This is a genomic window from Arthrobacter rhizophilus (genome assembly GCF_026241105.1).
Lineage (GTDB): Bacteria > Actinomycetota > Actinomycetes > Actinomycetales > Micrococcaceae > Arthrobacter.
Genome location: NZ_JAPFFT010000030.1, coordinates 23,357 through 43,017, shown reverse-complemented (window position 1 = coordinate 43,017; position 19,661 = coordinate 23,357). Strand labels below are relative to the sequence as shown.

The 19,661-nt window shown below is 63.4% G+C and carries 17 protein-coding genes; 13 read left to right on the top strand and 4 right to left on the bottom strand.

All coding sequences use genetic code 11. The annotated features are described in order from the left end of the window. The 6 genes from OOZ51_RS19005 to OOZ51_RS18980 form a co-directional block, all read left to right on the top strand. The coding region (locus tag OOZ51_RS19005) for an AMP-binding enzyme (protein ID WP_416346414.1) at positions 1 to 381 on the top strand (381 nt) is incomplete at its 5' end. Between the two features lie 198 nt (positions 382 to 579). Beyond that, positions 580 to 1,896, top strand: a complete 1,317-nt coding sequence (locus tag OOZ51_RS19000) for an ABC transporter substrate-binding protein (protein ID WP_265981329.1) — start codon at positions 580 to 582, stop codon at positions 1,894 to 1,896. A 75-nt stretch (positions 1,897 to 1,971) separates the two neighbouring features. Beyond that, entirely contained in the window at positions 1,972 to 2,976 is a 1,005-nt protein-coding gene (locus OOZ51_RS18995; RefSeq protein ID WP_265981328.1) for a carbohydrate ABC transporter permease, read from the top strand. Next, entirely contained in the window at positions 2,973 to 3,884 is a 912-nt protein-coding gene (locus tag OOZ51_RS18990) for a carbohydrate ABC transporter permease (RefSeq protein WP_265981327.1), read from the top strand. Before OOZ51_RS18995 ends, OOZ51_RS18990 begins: the two co-directional genes overlap by 4 nt. 6 nt (positions 3,885 to 3,890) lie before the next feature. Then, on the top strand, positions 3,891 to 5,939 hold the full coding sequence (locus OOZ51_RS18985) for a beta-galactosidase (RefSeq protein WP_265981326.1): 2,049 nt from the start codon (positions 3,891 to 3,893) through the stop codon (positions 5,937 to 5,939). A gap of 29 nt (positions 5,940 to 5,968) precedes the next feature. After that, the gene (locus tag OOZ51_RS18980) at positions 5,969 to 6,748 is read left to right on the top strand and encodes a DeoR/GlpR family DNA-binding transcription regulator (RefSeq protein ID WP_265981325.1); all 780 of its coding nucleotides are present in this window, start codon (positions 5,969 to 5,971) and stop codon (positions 6,746 to 6,748) included. A gap of 43 nt (positions 6,749 to 6,791) precedes the next feature. On the opposite strand, the gene OOZ51_RS18975 is transcribed toward OOZ51_RS18980, so the two are convergent. Then, a complete protein-coding gene (locus OOZ51_RS18975; protein ID WP_265981324.1) occupies positions 6,792 to 7,811 on the bottom strand; it encodes a LacI family DNA-binding transcriptional regulator in 1,020 nt (339 codons plus the stop codon). A gap of 13 nt (positions 7,812 to 7,824) precedes the next feature. After that, positions 7,825 to 9,027, bottom strand: a complete 1,203-nt coding sequence (locus tag OOZ51_RS18970) for a Gfo/Idh/MocA family protein (protein WP_265981323.1) — start codon at positions 9,025 to 9,027, stop codon at positions 7,825 to 7,827. A gap of 225 nt (positions 9,028 to 9,252) precedes the next feature. Here OOZ51_RS18970 and OOZ51_RS18965 point away from each other — a divergent pair, with 225 nt between their 5' ends. The 6 genes from OOZ51_RS18965 to OOZ51_RS18940 all read left to right on the top strand — a co-directional run bounded on the left by OOZ51_RS18965 (position 9,253) and on the right by OOZ51_RS18940 (position 16,435). Continuing rightward, a complete protein-coding gene (locus OOZ51_RS18965) occupies positions 9,253 to 10,194 on the top strand; it encodes a carbohydrate ABC transporter permease (RefSeq protein ID WP_265981322.1) in 942 nt (313 codons plus the stop codon). A gap of 12 nt (positions 10,195 to 10,206) precedes the next feature. Beyond that, entirely contained in the window at positions 10,207 to 11,166 is a 960-nt protein-coding gene (locus OOZ51_RS18960; RefSeq protein WP_416346413.1) for a carbohydrate ABC transporter permease, read from the top strand. Positions 11,167 to 11,219: 53 nt separating this feature from the next. Then, the gene (locus OOZ51_RS18955) at positions 11,220 to 12,572 is read left to right on the top strand and encodes an ABC transporter substrate-binding protein (RefSeq protein WP_265981321.1); all 1,353 of its coding nucleotides are present in this window, start codon (positions 11,220 to 11,222) and stop codon (positions 12,570 to 12,572) included. A 100-nt stretch (positions 12,573 to 12,672) separates the two neighbouring features. Continuing rightward, positions 12,673 to 14,850, top strand: coding sequence for an alpha-galactosidase (locus tag OOZ51_RS18950; RefSeq protein ID WP_265981320.1), 2,178 nt, complete (start codon positions 12,673 to 12,675; stop codon positions 14,848 to 14,850). A gap of 93 nt (positions 14,851 to 14,943) precedes the next feature. After that, entirely contained in the window at positions 14,944 to 15,408 is a 465-nt protein-coding gene (gene aroQ / locus OOZ51_RS18945) for a type II 3-dehydroquinate dehydratase (protein WP_265981319.1), read from the top strand. Continuing rightward, positions 15,365 to 16,435 carry a DUF2332 domain-containing protein gene (locus OOZ51_RS18940; protein ID WP_265981318.1) on the top strand — a complete coding sequence of 357 codons (1,071 nt, stop codon included), beginning with the start codon at positions 15,365 to 15,367 and terminating at the stop codon, positions 16,433 to 16,435. Before aroQ ends, OOZ51_RS18940 begins: the two co-directional genes overlap by 44 nt. 109 nt (positions 16,436 to 16,544) lie before the next feature. On the opposite strand, the gene OOZ51_RS18935 is transcribed toward OOZ51_RS18940, so the two are convergent. Further along, positions 16,545 to 17,729 carry a MarP family serine protease gene (locus OOZ51_RS18935; RefSeq protein ID WP_265981317.1) on the bottom strand — a complete coding sequence of 395 codons (1,185 nt, stop codon included), beginning with the start codon at positions 17,727 to 17,729 and terminating at the stop codon, positions 16,545 to 16,547. Between the two features lie 247 nt (positions 17,730 to 17,976). Here OOZ51_RS18935 and OOZ51_RS18930 point away from each other — a divergent pair, with 247 nt between their 5' ends. Beyond that, positions 17,977 to 18,654 (top strand): Crp/Fnr family transcriptional regulator, encoded by a 678-nt coding sequence (locus tag OOZ51_RS18930; protein ID WP_011775987.1) that lies wholly within the window; start codon positions 17,977 to 17,979, stop codon positions 18,652 to 18,654. Between the two features lie 86 nt (positions 18,655 to 18,740). Here OOZ51_RS18930 and OOZ51_RS18925 read toward each other — a convergent pair whose 3' ends face one another. After that, entirely contained in the window at positions 18,741 to 19,652 is a 912-nt protein-coding gene (locus tag OOZ51_RS18925; protein WP_265981313.1) for an NUDIX hydrolase, read from the bottom strand. Positions 19,653 to 19,661: the final 9 nt, after the last annotated feature.

Sequence of the window (19,661 nt, the reverse complement as noted above, 5' to 3'; positions counted from 1 at the left end):
GGACACCGGCTCTCCACCACCGAAATCGAATCCGCGCTCGTCTCCCACCCGTGGGTGGCCGAGGCCGCCGTCGTCGGGGCCGCCGACGAAACCACCGGCCAGGCCGTGGTCGCGTTCGTCATCCTGCGCGAATCCGCCCCGTCGGGACAGGACAGCGGCGACGCCACCGTCGCCGAACTGCGCAACCACGTGGGCAAGGAAATCGGCCCCATCGCCAAACCCAAGCACATCCTCGTGGTCCCCGAACTGCCCAAAACACGGTCCGGGAAGATCATGCGCCGCCTCCTCAAGGACGTCGCCGAAGGCCGCGAACCCGGCGACGCCACCACCCTCTCGGACCCCACCATCATGGCCCAGATCGCCGAATCGCTGAAGAAGTAAGCCCCTCACCGGGCCACCCACGGCACCAAACCACCACGCAAAGGCGGCGGTCCCCTCCCACGAGGACCGCCGCCTTTGTCATGAAACCCGCCGTCGCAAGAATGTTATATTTAGTTCTTTCATGTTCTCTTTTGAGCGGTTATAGTCGAGTTCTACGTGAGATAACTCACAAGCACCACGCTTTTCAAGGGAGAGAACATGGCAGCGAATCTTGACCCGTTCCAGTCGGCCCACAACGCCGGGCCTGGACGCCGCACCATCCTGAAAACGCTCGGTATCGGTGCTGCCGGCTTGGCGGGCATTCCGCTGCTGGCGGCTTGCACCGGAGGCTCCGGCCCGGCTCCGGGAGCCTCCTCGAAGAGCCTGACTTTCGGCTCAGGTTCCTCGGACGAGGTGCCCAAGAACGCCTACAAGGCCGTCACCGACGCTTTCACCAAGAAATCCGGCATCACGGTGGCCACCAACGTGGTTCCCCACAACGATTTCCAGAACAAAATCAACTCCTACCTCCAGGGCAGCCCGGATGACGCGTTCACCTGGTTCGCGGGCTACCGCATGCAGTACTACGCGGGTAAGGGCCTGCTGGCTCCTGTGGACGACGTCTGGGCAAAGATCGGCGGCAACTTCTCCGATGCCATGAAGAAAGCCTCCACCGGCCCCGACGGCAAGATGTACCTGGTCCCCAACTACAACTACCCCTGGGGCTTCTTCTACCGGAAGAGCTTCTGGGCCGAAAAGGGCTACGCAGTCCCGAAGACGTTCGACGAGCTGAAGACCCTGGCCGCCAAGATGAAGGGTGACGGCATCATCCCCATCGGGTTCGCGGACAAGGACGGCTGGCCGGCCATGGGAACCTTTGACTACATCAACATGCGCCTCAACGGATACCAGTTCCACGTGGACCTGACCGCCCACAAGGAAAGTTGGGATCAGAAGAAGGTCAGCGACGTGTTTGACACCTGGAAGGCCCTGCTGCCGTTCCAGGATCCAGCTGCCCTCGGCCAGACCTGGCAGGACGCGGCCAAAGCCCTTGAGGCCAAGAAGACCGGCATGTACCTGCTGGGCTCCTTCGTGACCCAGCAGTTCACGGATCCCGCGGTGCTGGCAGACATCGACTTCTTCCCCTTCCCGGAGATTGCCGTGGAAGGCACCGACGCCGTCGAAGCTCCCATCGATGGTCTGCTTCTCTCCAAAAAGGGCGGCGACAACCAGGCCGCCCACGATTTCCTCGCCTTCTTGGGATCCGCCGAGGGACAGAACGCCTACGCAGCCGTGGACACCTCCAACATCGCCACCGTCAAGGGCGCCGACACGTCAAAGTTCACCCCGCTGAACAAGAAGTGCGCGGACACCATCGCCAACGCCAAGTACATCAGCCAATTCCTGGACCGCGACGCCCTCCCCGCCATGGCCAACAACGTGATGATCCCCGCGCTGCAGTCCTTCATCAAGGACGGCACCGTGGACGTCAAGAACCTTGAAGCGCAGGCCAAGACCCTTTACGCCGCCCAGTAGTTGCCGTGACAGGAACGACGACGGCGGTTCCGCCCGCCGTCGTCGGGCCACCTTTTGCAAACTGAAGGAATCCCCATGAGTACTACCGCCGAAAAACCGGCCGCACCGGACAGCGAGCCCGGCGCTGCCGGGCGAACCACGGCCGGCAGGGGTCGCCCCGGCGCCGGCAGGCGGCCGGGCAAAGCACGCAAAGTCCGACGCCTCACCCGGCGTGACAAGTTGGTCCTCGCGGTCATGGTGGGTTTGCCTACCCTGATCCAACTGCTGCTGGTCTGGCTGCCCACGCTCTTCTCCATCGCGCTGAGCTTCACCCGCTGGAATGGCCTGGACCTCAAGGACATCAAGCCAGCCGGGACGGACAACTATCGCTTCGTAGTCCAGGACTATCCCCCGTTCTGGCCTGCCATGCAGCACAACATCCTGTGGCTCGCGTTCCTAGCCCTCATCGCGACACCCCTAGGCCTGCTGCTGGCCGTGCTTCTGGACCAGAAAATCCGCGGCAGCAAGATCTACCAGAGCATCTTCTTCACGCCCGTCATGCTGTCCTTAGCCCTCATCGGCGTGATCTGGCAACTGTTCTATAACCGCGACAGCGGCTTGCTTAACTACCTGCTCGGCACGGCCGGCACTCCGCGGGCCGTGGACTGGTTTGGAGACTCCAACGTCAATATCTGGGCAGCCATGGTTGCAGCTACGTGGCGCCATGCCGGCTACGTCATGCTCCTGTACTTGGCCGGGCTCAAGGGTGTGGACCCGACCCTGCGGGAAGCGGCGTCGATTGACGGCGCCAACGCCGTGCAGACGTTCTTCCGCGTGGTCTTCCCGGCCATGCGGCCGGTGAACATCGTGATCGTGGTGATCACCATCATCGAGTCGCTGCGTGCCTTCGACATCGTGTACATCATCAACCGAGGAACCAACGGCCTTGAATTGATCAGCGCCCTGGTGATCCAGAACCTCGTCGGTGAAGGCCAGGTAATCGGCGTCGGCTCGGCCCTCGCGGTCATCCTCCTGGTTATTTCACTGATCCCCATCGTCTTCTACCTCATCCGCACCTTCGGCAAGGAGAGCAAGGCATGAGCACCCTCGCCAACCCCATCCCAAGCACAGCAGGAGCCGCGGCCGTATCCCGGAACTCCGGCAAGCGCCACTACGGGACCCATATCTTCCTGACCGTCATGGCAGTGATGTGGCTGATACCGCTGGGCTGGTCCCTGTACACGGCCTTGCGCCCCAAAGCCGACACGGACAAGTACGGCTACTTCAGTTTTGGCGGCAGCTTCAGCTTCGACAACTTCATCCAAGCTTGGACTCAAGGCGGATTCTCGAAGTATCTCTTGAACTCCCTGCTCATCACGGCCCCCGCGGTGCTATTGACGCTGTTCTTTGCCTCGATGATGGCTTTCGCCGTCTCCAGGGTGAACTGGAAATTCAACATCACGCTGCTGATCATGTTCACGGCGGGCAACCTCCTGCCACCGCAAGTCCTCGCGGCCCCGTTGTTCGAAATGTTCAAGCACCTCTCGCTGCCGTACTCCTTCAGCGATTCCGGCAACCTGCTCAACACCTACATATCCGTGATCGCCGTGGACACGGCCTTCCAGATCGGTTTCTGCACCTTCGTGCTTTCCAACTACATGAAGGCCCTCTCGTCCGACCTCACAGAGGCCGCATTGGTGGACGGGGCCGGAATCTGGCGGCAGTACTGGAACATCATCCTGCCGTTGTGTCGGCCTGCCCTCGCAGCGCTCGGCACGCTGGAAGTCATCTTCATCTACAACGATTTCTTCTGGCCGTTGCTCTTCATCCAAAGTGGCGACCGTTTGCCCATCACCACGGCCATCAACAACCTCCAGGGCCAGTTCCTCAGCAATTACAACCTGATTGCCGCGGGCGCCATGATCACCCTGATACCCACTCTGATCATCTACCTCGCGCTGCAGCGCCAATTCGTAGCCGGCCTCACGCTCGGTTCCAGCAAAGGATAAAAACGCATGGCCATGGATTACATCGTCGACAAGCTGGGCGGACGGATTGCCTTCGGCGGGGACTACAACCCCGAGCAATGGCCCGAAGAAGTCTGGAAACACGACGTCGCACTCATGAAGGAAGCCGGGGTGAACCTGGTGAGCGTCGGGATCTTCAGCTGGGCCCTGCTCGAGCCCGAGGAAGGCCGTTACGAGTTCGGCTGGCTGGACAGGGTCCTTGAGTTGCTCCACGCCAACGGCATCAGCGTGGACCTCGCCAACGCGAGCGCCTCTCCCCCGCCCTGGTTCAGCCGCAAGTACCCTGACTCGCTTCCCGTCGATGCCGACGGCGTGCGGCAAAGCTACGGTTCGCGGCAGGCTTTCGCGGCGTGCTCCCCGGACTATCGCCGGGCGGCAGCAGCCCTGACGACGGCGATCGTGCAGCGCTACGCCGAGCACCCCGCCGTCGTCATGTGGCATGTCCACAATGAGTATGGCTGCCACAACCAACCGGACTTCGGTCCGCATGCGGAGCGTGGCTTCCAGAAGTGGCTCCAGGACAGATACGGCAGCCTTGACGCGCTCAACAAGGCATGGGGCACGGCGTTCTGGTCACAGCATTACTACGACTGGGCCGAGATCCTGCCGCCGCGCCGCTCCGGAACCTGGGTGAACCCCACCCAACAGTTGGATTTCGCGCGGTTCTCCTCCGATGCGCTTCTTGAATGCTTCAAGGCCGAGGCGGACGTCATCCGGGCACATTCGGAGCATCCAGTGACCACGAATTTCATGGGCTTCAACATGGGCCTGAACGCCCCGGTGGACTATTGGCGCTGGTCCGGACACATGGACGTCGTCTCCAATGACCACTATCTGATTGCCGCCGACGAACGGAATTTCCAGGAACTGGCCATGACGGCGGACCTCACCCGCGGATGGGCTCAGGGCAAACCGTGGCTACTGATGGAACACTCCACCTCGGCAGTCAACTGGCAACCCCGAAACGTGGCCAAAGTGCCGGGCGAAATGTTGCGCAACTCCCTGCAACACGTGGCCCGGGGAAGCGATGGAGCGTTGTTCTTCCAATGGCGGGCCTCCCGGGCCGGTGCCGAAAAGTACCACTCCGGACTCGTCCCTCACGCCGGCCGCGACAGCAAGGTGTGGCGCGAAGTGGTGCAGCTGGGCCGCGTGCTCGAGAGCATTTCAGAAGTCGCCGGCTCCACGGTCCAGGCCGAGGCCTGCATCATCCACGACACCGATGCCCGCTGGGGCACCGAACTGGACTCGCACCCCAGCGAGGATGCCCGGAACGTGCCCGAAACGCGGCGTTGGCACGATGCCCTCTACCGGGCCGGCATCACTACGGACATTCGGCAAAGCACCGACGACCTCTCCGGCTACAAGCTGGTGATCGCGCCCATGCTGTATTTGGTCACGGATGAAGGCGCCGCAAAGCTCCACAAGTACGTCGAAGCCGGCGGAACCCTGGTGATCACGTATTTCTCCGGAATCGTTGACGAGAACGACCACATCCGCATGGATCCGGTCAATGGCGGCGGCTACCCGGGAGCGTTCTCCGAACTGCTTGGCGTGAGCATGGAGGAATTCTTCCCCCTGCGTTCCGGAGACACCGTGGGCTTGAGCCAGTTCGGCTCCGGGACGCTGTGGAGCGAGTTGGGAAAGGCGACCGACGCTGAGGTTCTCGCCACGTTCGACGGCGGTGCGGGGCGATCCGGCGTCGGAGGCTCTCCGGCGGTCACCCGCCGAGCGGGAGCGAGCGGACGCGGTGCCGCGTACTACGTCGCCACCAGCCTGGGCCGCACCGGGCTGGCTGAACTGGTCCAGCTCCTCTGCTCGGACGCCGGGGTGGAGCCGGTCCTGGGCGTTGCGCCTCCGGAAGACGTGGAAATCGTCCGCCGAAGCAACGGCACCAAGGACTGGACTTTCGTCATCAACCACAGCGCCCATGACGTGGATGTGCCGCTCGACGGCGTCGAGCTCCTAAGCGGAGCCCCCACCGGAGGTACGCTAATCCTTACTGCCGGAGGCGTCGCCGTCGTCGCCACTCCCGCCTAACCACCTGCCGTCACTCCAGAAAGGCTCCGATGCTTCAGGCAGCGCGCCACACCGCCATCGTCGACGCCGTCCAGCGCGAACGGGTTGTCCGTGTCTCGGATCTCGCGCAACAGCTGGGCGTCTCCGCGATGACCGTTCGGCGCGACATCGAGTCGCTTGAGGAATCAGGGCTCGTCGAGCGTATCCATGGCGGGGCCAAGATACCCGGTGATGCGCGGACCCACGAGCCAGGCTTCGAGCTGAAGTCCACGCAGCTGATCGAGGAAAAGCACGCGATCGCGGTAGAGGCTGCCACCCTCGTCCACGAAGGCATGGCCGTGGGCCTGAGCGCAGGAACCACCACCTACGAGCTCGCCAAGGAACTCTTGGACGGCCCTCGGATCACGGTGGTGACGAACTCCATGAGGATCGCGGATCTCTTTCACAATGCGTCAGGTTCCCGCCAGGGTTTCCCGGTCATCGTCACGGGTGGCGAGCGCACGCCGTCGGACGCCTTGGTGGGTCCCATTGCCACGTCCGCCCTGAAGCAGCTGCACCTGGACACGCTGTTCCTGGGAGTCCACGGCATGGACGCAGACGCAGGATTCACTACTCCGAACCTGCAGGAAGCCGAAACCAACCGGGCCTTCATCAGCGCGGCCCGCAACGTGGTGGTCTTGGCGGACCACAGCAAATGGGGAACGGTGGGCATCGCCTCGATTGCCCAGCTGGAAGAGGCCGATGTGCTCGTGACGGACTCGCATCTCGGCGAGGATGCCCGGCGCATCCTCGCCGAAGGCGTTGGGAAACTCAGGATCGCGACGCCCTAGAACCGGCCCGCCCGGGCGCGCTGCCAGTTGGGTGGAAGAACCGCTAAGGGCACCCGCACGATTGCCGGATGCGGAGTTGGGTCGGGAAGACCCTGTGCTGCGGGGGCTCGTTGCGGTCTTCACCCACCAGGGCGGACACAGCGGCCTCGGCCATCTCCCACACCGGCTGCTCCACGGTGGTCAGCGCCGGCCAGCTGTACTCGGCCTCAACCGAGCCGTCAAAGGACGCCAAGGCAATATCCTCCGGAACCGACAGACCAGCCTCGCGGATTGCCCGCAGAACCCCGATTGCCTGCATATCGGAGCTGGCGAAGATCGCCGTCGGACGCTTGGGAGAGGCAAGGAGGCGCTGACCGGCTGCGTAGCCACCGGGGCGGTCGAAACCACCGCGGGCAAGGGGTCCAGGAGGCAGTCCCGCAGCTTGCAGAGCCCGCAGCCAACCAGCCTCGCGCCCATCAGCCTCATTGTCCGCCGTGATTCCCATGGCAAGGCCGATGCTCTTGTGACCATGGCTGATCAAATGTTCCACGGCCAGCCGGGCACCGGCCTCGAGGTCCACTCCCACGCTGTTGAATCCGGGAGCGACCGAGGCATGGTTAAGCAGGACCGAGCGGATTCCGGCTCCCACAAGCTCCAGCAGGTCTGGCTCAAACATGACGCTGGCCAGGACCACACCATCAACCTGCCGGGCGGCGAGGTTGCGGATGTGGCGGCGTTCCGAGTCCAGTTTGTTGTCGGAATTCGTCAATAACAGCGCATATCCGCGCTCGCCGGCCGCCACCTCGACTGCGTGCCCCAGCAGCGCCCAGAACGGGTTGCTGGAATCCGGAATCACCAAACCAACAGTTTGGTTGGAACCCATTTTGAGCGCACGCGCGGTGGCGTTCGGCCGGTACCCCAGGATCCGGATGGCGTCCTGGACCTTGGCTTCCGTGGCCGGCGCCACCTTCTTGGGACCGCCGTTCACCACATAGCTCACGACGGCGGTGCTCACCCCGGCGTACCGGGCCACGTCTTTGCGCGTCACCGGTCCGCGCGGGGTGTGCACTGCCGAAGTAGTCATTGGATCATGCTAACTACAAAGCCTCCGGGGCATCCCCGAAATCGCGGATGGGGAGCCGCTCACCGCCACGGAGGGCAGACTCGTGTGCCACGACTCCCGGAAGCGTGAAGCGGGCTGCCACCCAGGCATTGACCGGAGGAAGGCTTCCCTGGTTCACGGCGGTAACGAAATCGTCCACAAGGAACTGGTGGCTGCCTTCGTGGCCGGTGGGGGCGCCATCGAATTCAGCAGGCAGCCGGCTGGCGTCGTGCACGGGAGCGAGGCCGGAGATGAAGGCACCGCGAAGCTCCGGGGCGACGTCCGCCAAGGAGGGGTCGTCGGCCGACATGCTCGGCTTGGTCTCCACTTGCTCGGAGACGTCCAGCACACCTTCCTTGTCCTGCCACAGCGTGGTGGTTGCCAACTGCTCAAAACTGGCCTCCGTACCGAAGAAACGGAACCGGGACTCGCGGATGTGCGAGGGATAACCCACGCGGCGCATCTCGTTGGTGCGCATAGCGCCGCCGTCGTTCATTTCGAAGAGCGCCGTCGCGTTGGAGAAGTCGTTGTCGAACATGCTGACTGCCTTGTCGAAGACCCCGTCGCCCCGATCGTCCTTGACGCCGATACAGCTGACGCTCACCGCATGGCCAGGCACGGCACCCAGCACGCCGCCGATGGCGTGTGTGGGGTAAAGCATGGGCGGGTAGCTGGCGGTTGCCTTCCAGTTTTCGCCGCCGCTGTACTGGTAGGCCTCGTAGAAGCCCAAGTCCATGTCGTGGACGTAGTCGCCCTCCGTGTAGAAGATGCGGCCGAACTTGCCAGCGGCGTGCTGCTTGCGGGCGTAGACCGTGGCGGGGTTGTAGTAGCTGGTCTCGCCCATGGCATAGACAAGCTTGGTCTCGCGCACAGCGTCGATGATCCCGGCGATCTGCTCCTCGGAGATTGCCATGGGAACGGCTGAGTAGACATGCTTTCCGGCGCGCAGCGCCTTGATCACCAACGGGCCATGAGTCCAGCGCTGCGTGAAAATGGCGACGGCATCGACGTCGGAGGCCAACAGCTCATCGAAGCTGTCCATTGTTCCGTCCAGGCCCAGCTGTTCAACAGCCTTGGCTGCCCGCTCGGGTAGCTCATCCACCGCGTAGACCGCGGAAACCCCGGGGTGGAGCTTGAAGAGGTGGGCAAATTGCCCGCCAAACTGGCCGAGTCCTACTACTCCCATTGAAAACGTCATTGTTAGCCCTTCGATGATGTGGGTGGCTTCAGGGTGCTCTCGCCGGAACGGATATCTCCGACAGTGGCTCAGGCCAGTGAATCACTACGATCTACTCGAGTCAACAAAACGCAATAAATCCAAAATAATCGAACAAAACTTAACAAAACCTCTTGACCCCCCTTGATCTACTCGTGTAGATTTCCATCAGTTGTAACCCACATCACAGTCAGGAAAGGGTCGAAGATGACCACCCTTGCCAAACAAGCGGAGCCCGCCGCACCTCCCCAATCGGGCAAACCGTCCAGGTTCAGCATTCGCCGGATCGGGGACTTGAAGATCGCACTTCTGTTCATCTTCCCGGCGTTGATCGGTTTTGTAGTTTTCTTCCTGATCCCCACCATCCGGGGCATCTACCTCAGCTTCACCGAGTACAGCATCTTGGGCGACCCCACCTGGATCGGCATCAAGAACTACACGGCAATATTCAGCGACGATCTGTTCTGGAACGCGATGGCCGTCACGGTCCAGTACGTCGCGCTGAACATCGGATTCCAGACCGTCATCGCTATCGGGCTCGCGCTGCTCATGCACCGCGTGGCCAAATCAACGTTTATCCGCGGCGCGCTTCTGCTCCCGTTCCTGGTGGCCAACGTAATCGTCGCCCTGCTCTGGTTCTGGATGCTCGACTACCAACTGGGCATCGTCAACGAGGTCATCAGCTGGATGGGCCTCCCCCGCATCGCATTCTTCGGAAGTGAGCAATGGGCCATTCCCACCATCGCTTTCGTCAACGTCTGGAGGCACATGGGCTACACCGCCCTGCTGATCTTCGCCGGCCTGCAGTCCATCCCCAACCACGTCTACGAGGTAGCCAACCTTGATGGAGCCTCTCCCACCCGGACGTTCTGGAGCATCACCATGCCGCTCCTGCGCCCCGTGCTGGTCCTGGTCCTGGTGGTCACCGTCATCGGTTCGTTCCAAGTCTTCGATACGGTCGCCGTGACCACTGGCGGTGGACCGGTCAACGCCTCCCGCGTCATCCAGATGTACATCTACCAGAAGGCCTTCGGCGAGTCCGACTTCGGCTACGCCTCGGCGCTGTCCGTGATTCTCTTCATCATTCTCGCCCTGGTGGCCTTCATCCAGATGAAGTTCCTCAAGGGCAACGAGACGGACCTGGACTAAGGAAACCCCGCCATGAGTACCTCTACCCATTCCCGCCGCCCGCGCGAGTCCGCTGCCGCCGTCGTCGGCTCCCCACAGTCCCGCCGCCGTGGCACGAAACCCGTCAACTGGCGCCGCACCGGCGCTTGGGTCCTCGTGATGATCGCCGTCGTGGTCACGATCGCTCCGTTCCTCTGGATGCTCCGGACCGCACTGTCCAGCAATCACTCGCTGGCCTCCAATGCCGGCAATCTCCTTCCTGCAGACTTCAGCTGGGGCGCCTTCCAACGCGTCCTGGGGTTGCAAAGCCCCGAGCAGGCAATTGCCGAGGGCGGTTCCGGCGCCGCCATCAATTTCTGGTTGTACCTGCGAAACTCGATTGTTTTCGCCACCATGACCACGGCAGGCCAGGTGTTCTTCAGCGCGATGGCCGCCTACGCCTTTTCGAGGCTGCGCTGGCCGGGTCGGAACAAGGTCTTTGCGATCTTCCTGGCCACCATGATGGTCCCGCCGATCTTCACGGCCCTGCCCAACTTCCTGATGATCAAGAACCTGGGCCTGCTCAACAGCTTCGCCGGCCTGGCATTGCCCTACATGTTCATGACGCCCTTCGCCATCTTCTTCCTGCGCCAGTTCTTCTTGAGCATGTCCCGCGAAGTCGAAGAGGCAGCCATGCTCGACGGCGCCAAGCACCTCCGGATCTTCTTCCAGATTGTGATCCCCAACGCCGCAGCTCCCCTCGCCACCCTGGCGCTGCTGACCTTCATCGGTCAGTGGAACGAATACTTCTGGCCGCTTCTGGTGGGCCAGGACGAGAACGTCCGCGTCCTCACCGTGGGCCTGGGCGTCTTCAAGTCCCAGTCCCCGCAAGGGGCACCGGACTGGAGCGGACTCATGGCCGCCACCCTCGTGGCTGCCCTCCCGGTTCTCCTGCTCTTCATCGCCTTCGGCAAGAAGGTAGTCAACTCCATCGGCTTCTCCGGCATCAAGTAGTTCCCCTCCCCAACCAACACCCCGCTCTATCGCAACCCCCTGAAAGGTCCACCATGAAGAAATCCATTGGCACCGTCGCAGCTGCCGTCGCCGTCGCTGCCGCAGCCGCGCTATCACTCTCCGCTTGTGGCGGCTCCGCCCCCGCCTCCAGCGAGGCAAAGGGTGAGATCAACTACTGGCTGTGGGATGCCAACCAGCTGCCCGCCTACCAGCAGTGCGCGAGTGACTTCACCAAGGCCAACCCGAACATCACGGTCAAGATCACCCAGCGCGGCTGGGACGACTACTGGACCACCCTGACCAACGGATTTGTGTCCGGCACCGCTCCGGACGTCTTCACTGACCACCTGTCCAAGTACCCGGAGTTCGCCTCCAAGAAGCAACTGCTGGCCCTTGACGACGCCGTGACCAAGGACGGTATCAAGCTGGACAGCTACAACAAGGGCCTGGCCGATCTCTGGGTAGGCCAGGACGGCAAGCGCTACGGCCTTCCCAAGGACTGGGACACCATCAGCCTCTTCTACAACAAGGCCATGACCGATTCCGCAGGCATCACGGCCGAGCAAATGGCCAAGCTGGACTGGAATCCCAAGGATGGTGGCAGCTACGAAAAGGCCATCGCCCACCTGACCGTGGACAAGAACGGCAAGCGCGGAGACGAAGCCGGCTTCGACAAGAACAATGTGGCCGTCTACGGCCTGGGCCTGGAGTCCTCCGGTTCCGGGCAGGGCCAGACCCAGTGGAGCTTCCTGGCAGCCACCAACGGCTGGACCGCCACTGACAAGAACCCGTGGGCCAGCAAGTTCAACTACGACGACCCCAAGTTCCAGGAGACCATCAGCTGGTGGGCCGGACTCGCGGACAAGGGCTACATGCCCAAACTTGAAACAACGGTAGGCGCCAGCGTGTCGGACAACTTCGGCGCCGGCAAGGCTGCAATCAACACCAGCGGCTCATGGATGATCGGCCAGTACACCAGCTACAAGGGCATCAAGACTGCCATCGCCCCAACCCCGGTGGGCCCCAGCGGCAAGCGTGCGTCCATGTTCAACGGCCTGGCGGACTCCATCTGGGCTGGCACCAAGAACCCTGCAGGAGCCACCAAATGGGTTGAATACCTCGGTTCCTCAGCCTGCCAGGACGTCGTCGCCAACAAGGCAGTGGTCTTCCCCGCTATCTCCACTTCCTCGGACTTGGCGGCCAAGGCTTTCGCGGCCAAGGGCGTAGACGTCTCCGCCTTCACTACCCAGGTCAAAGACGGCACCACGTTCCTCTTCCCCATCGCGGACAAGGCTGCCAAAGTTGACGGCATCATGAAGCCCGCAATGGACGCAGTGCTCAGCGGCAAGAAGCCCGCCAGCTCGCTGTCCGATGCCAACAACCAGGTCAACAACCTCTTCAAGTAACCCCGAACCAGTCCGGGCGCCGCCGCTTCACTCCTTTGACGGCGGCGCCCGGACTCCCCACTCACCAGCAACTCAACGACTCCCTGAAAGAGAACCGCTCATGGACCCGCTCCACCTCCGTTCCACCGGCACAAGCCTGGTGGTCAGTTTCAACAGCGGAGAGGCCGAGGTCATCCATTGGGGCGCAGATCTCGGCAGCACCCTCCCGGACCTCGCCATCCTGGGCGAACCCATCCCGCACTCCGCCGTCGACGCCACGGTCCCGACGGCGCTGCTCCCGCAAGGCTCCTCTGCCTGGCAAGGCCGTCCGGGCCTGCGCGGCCACAGAATCGCCGACGGCGTCCCCGGCCTGGACTTTTCGGTCCGGCTTCGCGTGGTGGACGTCCACGCTGACGGCAGCTCCGCCGTCGTCGTCCAAAAAGATCCCGACGCCGGAATCACGGTGACGTCCGCCCTGACACTTCACCCCGGCGGGCTCCTTGAGCTTCGCCACACTGCCGTCAACGACGGCACGTCCCCCTTCCAGCTCGACGAACTGGCCACCGTCCTCCCGGTGGGGCCGGACGCCGTCGAGCTCCTTGACCTCACCGGACGCTGGTGCCGCGAGCGGCACCCACAGCGCCGTGCCGTCCAGCAAGGCACGTGGGTACGCACTGGACGCCACGGCCGCACAGGGCACGATTCCTCACTGCTTTTCGCGGCGGGCACCGCCGGATTCGGCAATCGCCACGGAAAGGTCTGGGCCACCCACTTGGCTTGGAGCGGCAACCACGAACAGTTCGCCGACACCGTAGCCGATGGCCGCACCATGATCGGCGGCTCGGAGCTCCTGGGCCCGGCTGAAGTGGTCCTCCAGCCGGGCGAAAGCTACACCACGCCCGCCCTGTTTGCCGCCTACTCGGATCGTGGCCTGGACGGCATCAGCGAAGCGTTCTACAGCTGGTTCCGGTCCCGTCGTCATCACGTCCTTCCCGCGGCTTCCACGGGGCTCCCCGCCGGCAAGCCCCGCCCCGTGGTCCTGAACACCTGGGAAGCCGTGTACTTCGACCACAAGCTGGACACCCTGATCGAGCTCGCGGAATCCGCCGCCGAACTGGGGGTTGAGCGATTCGTGCTCGACGACGGGTGGTTCCGCGGGCGCCGCGACGACCACGCCGGCTTGGGCGACTGGTACGTCGACGAAACCCTTTGGCCGGATGGCCTGACGCCACTCATCGAAGCCGTCAACTCCCACGGCATGGAATTCGGGCTCTGGGTTGAGCCGGAAATGATCAACCTGGACTCCGATGTTGCCCGTGCGCATCCTGACTGGATCGTGGGTCCTGCCGCGCTGTCCCACAAGGACGGCGGCCGGCTGCCCTTGGAATGGCGACACCAGCAGATCATCGACCTCGTCAATCCCGCTGCCTGGCAGTATGTCTTCGACCGGATCGATTCCCTGCTGCGGGAAAACAAGATCAGCTACCTCAAGTGGGACCAAAATCGAGACCTGCTGGAACACGGCCATGCGGGACGCGCGTCCGTTCACGAGCAGACCATGGCCGCCTACCGGCTCTTCGACGAGCTCCGCACGGCGCACCCCGGCGTCGAAATTGAAAGCTGTTCCTCCGGAGGCGCACGGGTGGACCTCGGTATCCTTGAGCGAACCGACCGGATCTGGGGATCGGACTGCAACGACGCCCTTGAGAGGCAGACCATCCAACGCTGGACCGGCGTCGTGGTTCCCCCGGAACTCGTGGGCGGGCACATCGGCCCCACCACGTCGCACACAACGACCCGGACGCATGATCTCTCTTTCCGAGCCATCACCGCACTTTTTGGACATTTCGGCATGGAATGGGACGTCCGACAGGTACAGGGCGCCGAACGCGAAGAGCTCAAGCGCTTCATTAGCCTGTACAAGGAACACCGGGCGCTAATCCACAGTGGGCGGATGGTCCGTGCGGACGTTCCAGACGACTCCCTGATGCTGCACGGTGTGGTGTCCGACGACGGCGCCGCCGGCTTGTTTGCCGTCGTCAGCACCCGGACTTCGTTCGCCGAACAACCCGGCCGCGTTGCGATTCCAGGGCTCGATCCTGGGCGCTCGTACAAAGTGGAGGCCATCTTCCCGGCCCCCGGCGACGCCGACTATGCCCGCACGTTCACCCAGGTGCAGCCGCCGGCTTGGCTGCCCTCGGGCGCTACGGCGAGCGGCCGCTTCCTGGCAGAGGTAGGCCTTCCCATGCCGGTCCTGAACCCGGAGCATGCTCTCTTGCTCCGGATCACTGCGGCATAAGGCAACTGTTTGGCGTCCGCCCGGCGACTGCGCGCTGTCCAAAGCAGCGTAAGAAACGCCGGGCGGACGCCGCACCCCTATAGATTGGGAGTCATGACTGAAGCTCCCACCGCCACCGAAGCCGGCCGCGGCACCATCCTCGTCCTCAACGGCCCCAACCTCAACCTCCTGGGAACGCGCGAGCCGGAAAAGTACGGTACATCCACTTTGGCCGACGTCGAACAGCTCGCCATGGCAGCCGCCGGGGCCAACGGCTTCACGGTGGACTGCGTCCAGTCCAACCACGAGGGTGACCTCATTGACGCCATCCACGGCGCGCGCGGTACCGCCGTCGGGATCGTCATCAACGCTGGCGCGTACACCCACACTTCCGTGGCACTGCGTGACGCACTTGCTGCGGTGCAGCTTCCCGCCGTCGAGGTCCACATCACCAATGTGCACCAGCGCGAAGAGTTCAGGCACCACTCCTACCTCTCCCCCGTCTGTTCCGCGGTGATCGTCGGCGCAGGAGTCCATGGCTACAAGCTGGCCATCGACTACCTCGCCACCGCGGTCTAGAATCGTCGATCTGAGCGGGGTTCCCTTGGGCGGCACGGCTGACTGGTACCGGCACTTCGGCACGTTCGACGCGCCCGGATCGTCGGACTGCTATGCCCGCTGGGCCCTTGCCGCGGCCGACGATCCGGGACTTATCGCCCGGATCGACCAATGGCCGCACAGCAAGCGGCAACCCATTTTGCTCTTCGCCGCCGCCCGCTATCTTGGCGCCCGCGTCAGCCCCTATCCGGAGTTCCGGAGCTTCCTGGATGCCCACTGGGCCGATGTTTCCCGGACCGTGCTTTCACGCGCCACGCAGACCAACGAAGCGGGCCGCTGTGCCACGCTCCTGCCGTCGCTGGCGTTGATCGCCGCCGCCGAAAAGAAACCGCTCGCACTCCTTGAAGTCGGGGCCTCTGCCGGGCTCACGCTGTACCCGGACAAATACCGCTACGAGTACGACGACGGCACCCGGCAAAAGCGCATCGGCCGCGCCGATGCTGATGCTCCGGTGCTCCGTTGCACCGATTCGGGGCCGGTCCCCATCCCCGAGCGGTTGCCGCGAGTCAGTTGGCGGGCAGGCATCGACCTGAACCCGTTGGACGTGACGAATCCCAGCGACGTCGCGTGGCTCGATGCCCTGATCTGGCCCGAGCAGGACTTCCGCCGGGAACGGCTCCAACAGGCGATCGCGATCGCCCGTCAGGATCCGCCTTTGCTGGTGGCGGGGGACCTCAATGACAAGTTGCTGGAAGTGGCGAGCCAAGCACCCGCGGACTCCACCCTTGTGGTCTTCCACAGCGCGGTGCTCGGGTATCTCGATGCCCGGGAACGGGCACGATTCCGGGCCACCATATCCGAACTTGCGGCGACCCGAGGCTGCCACTGGCTCTCCAACGAAGGCCACATGGTCATCGACCAGCAGGACGGCTCAAGCGTGGTCCCCGAGATGCCCGAAGAGCGGCTGCTGGGCCGATTCCTGCTCATGCACAACGGCGTTCCGACAGCCATCACCGGCCCCCATGGCCAGAGCCTGGAGTGGCTCTAAGCTCGCCCTCCCCTTGGGGACATGCTCATTCTTCGTGGCCAGCGTTGGACATAAACGCACTATGTCCAGTTCTCAGATCAAGCGCTGAGCATGTCCCGTGGTGGGAGGGCTATTTCTTGGTGCACTGGCCCGGCGACACGGCCGAGCTCAGAGATGGTGCCTGCTGGGCCACCGGCGAGAGCTCGTCCATGGTGAGGGCGTAGCCCACGGCCACGTCCGAGGTGGTCTTGGCGAAGACAACGCCAGCGACCTGGCCCTCCGTCGTCAGCAGGGGACCGCCCGAGTTGCCTGGCTGCACGTCACCGGCCAGTTTGTAGACCTGCTCCGGTGAAGGGTTGTTGCCGTAGATGTCCGGGACCAGGAGTGTCGAGATGCCCTCCACCGCGGCAGGTTTGGACTGGAAGGGACCGCCGTGAGGATAGCCGGCGAAGGCTGCGGGCGAGCCGGCCGGAAGATCAGCGCTCAACTGAAGCGGCGCCGTCGGAAGACCGTCGACGGCGAGCACAGCGAGGTCGCGTTGGCTGTCGAAATAGACCACGCGGCCCTGCAACGCGCCGCCGTCGGGGATTTCCACCACAGGCTGGGACACGCCGGCCACAACGTGCGCGTTGGTCACTACGCGGCCAGGAGAGACGACGAAGCCGGAGCCGGTCTGGTTCTGGCCACACTGATATGCCGTGCCGGCAATCTTCAGAACAGAATGTGCCGCATTGTTGAGCGCGGGGGTGTCTGTGCTTGTGTTCGGGACGGGCAACGGGGTAACAGGACCGATGCCTTCGATGATGTGGGGAATGCCGTTGCCCATGACGGTGGAGCGCAGCTGCGCGACGCCGGCTTTGACGGGTGTGGGCGTCATGGTGTCGATGAAGCGGATCACCTTGGAATCGGCGAGTTGCTGCGAAACGAGTGGCACGCCCAAGGAGCCGATACTGAACGCCAACATGGACATGACCAATGCCGCGACCACCAGGCTAACGAACCCACCCAGCAGGCGGTCCAAGGCGTTCAATGGCTGAATCCGCACGGCCCTGCGGACCTTCTGGCCGATCCATGTGCCCAGACCGTGCCCCAAGACGATGAGTAATACAGCCGAGCCGATGATGGCCGTCAGCCTCCAGCCGCTGTCTTTCACCCAATCGCCAACAAGCGGAACCGCGATGAAGGCTGCCACGGCTCCTGCCGCGAAGCCTGCGATTCCACCGAGGGTCACAAAGAAGCCGTTGCGCAGTCCGTAGATCAGGTAGGAAAGAAGCGTCAGAATCAACGCCAGGTCCAATATGGTCAAGCCGAACACCAAAGCTCCTCACAGCCGAGTAAGCCCCAATTGTAGATGCATAGCCTGACAGCTTTCCCTCACGAGCACGCTGCCAACCGCATCGCGAAGCCGCCTCCTGGCGGAGCATTCCCGGCCAGTTGGGATGCGATTTTGGGGCTCTTCCGCGTGATTTAGGGCGTTTCGGCTGCCAAGTACGTCACAGACGCGACAAAATTCTGAAACAATGGCTGAAGCGCCCCAGCCGAACTTTTACTCAGGAGATTTCATGGATATCGAGGTATTGCGCCGCGCACCCCTCTTCGCGACCCTTGACGACGACGCTTTCCGTCTACTGACGGACGAGCTCACCGAGGTGGACCTTTCACGTGGAGCGTCCGTTTTCCGCGAGGGTGATCAGGGTGACCAGCTCTACTTCATCGTGTCCGGCAAGGTGAAGCTCGGCCGCACCTCCCCGGATGGCCGTGAATCCCTTTTGGCCATCCTTGGTCCGGGCGAACTCTTTGGAGAAATGGCCTTGTTCGACCCCAGCCCCCGGACCGCGACGGCCACGGCCGTTTCCGAGACGCGCCTGGCAGGCCTGAAGAACGAAAGCCTCAACGCCCTGCTCCGGACGCGTCCCGAGGTGTCTGCCCAGTTGCTGCAGGCACTTGCCCGCCGCCTGCGTCGCACCAACGACTCTCTGTCCGACCTCGTGTTCTCGGACGTTCCGGGCCGCGTCGCCAAGGCCCTGCTGGACCTTGCCGACCGCTTCGGCCGGCCTGCCACCGACGGGGTCCTGGTTGCCCACGAACTCACGCAGGAAGAACTGGCCCAGTTGGTTGGCGCTTCCCGCGAGACGGTCAACAAGGCCCTGGCCGAGTTCGTCCAGCGCGGCTGGCTCCGCCTGGAAGCCCGCGCAGTAGTCATCCTGGACATGCAGCGCCTCCGCCAGCGCTCCCGCTAATTTCCCGCGACACAGAAAATGCCTGGCGATTCCGGAATTCCGGTGTCGCCAGGCATTTTGCGTATCCCCACTGGATTTGCGCGTCGTCAGCGCTCCCGCTGCGGCTCCCCTGAAACCGTCCTGGCGGCCTCGACTTCGAGCATGAGCGCGCCGTCCTCGTCTACAAGACGCGGCTGGTACATGTGCGGCTTGCGTTTGTAGCTGAGATACGCGATGCAGCCTTGGGCGCCGGCCATCTTTTCGAGGATGATCTCCGAACCCGGCACCAGCAACTGGCCCAGGGTCAGGCCAGCAGTGTTTTCCTGGCCGATTTCGTCGCCAAAAGCGGTTGTGTGGCGCTCGTCGATGAGTTTTGAAACGCACACCCAGCGGCCCCAGACCCCCTTGCTCGCCAGCAGCGAAGGCTGCTGGTTCACGGGAAGCGTGGCCGCGAAGTAGCGGGTGTTGAAGCGCCTGTGTGTAAAGTCCGGGCTGAGCCAGTTGACCAGTGGCTTGAGCAGGTCTGTCCGGAGCGACAAGCCACGCTTGGCCAGTACATCCGTGAACGACTTGTCCTGGGCAGCTACCGCTTCGCGGGCCTTCATCCACTCGGGCGTGGACGTTGCCTCCACAGTGGAGGACAGGTCCGGGCCGGCCAACAAAACACCTGTCTCTTCGAACAGTTCGCGGATAGCGCCCACAACATGGCGGCGGGCGAGTCCGACGTCGGTGGTCCCGAGCGCCTCAGCCCAATGCTGAGGCGAGGGGCCGAGCCAGCCGAGGGCGTCGTCGTCGGTGGGCTCCAATGAACCGCCGGGAAACGCGACCACACCCAACGGCGAGGAGCCGGGACGGTAACCCATCCACGTCTCCAGGCCTGCGGGCGAATCGCGGAGCAGAACAACAGATGATGCGTAACGCGCGGCGCGGGGGGTCCGTTCGCCGAGTTGAAGCCAGTTCCGTGCCGCCCCTTCGAGTTCGGGGGGCAACGCAAACAGGCGTCGGGCTAGTTGTGGCAATTGAATGAA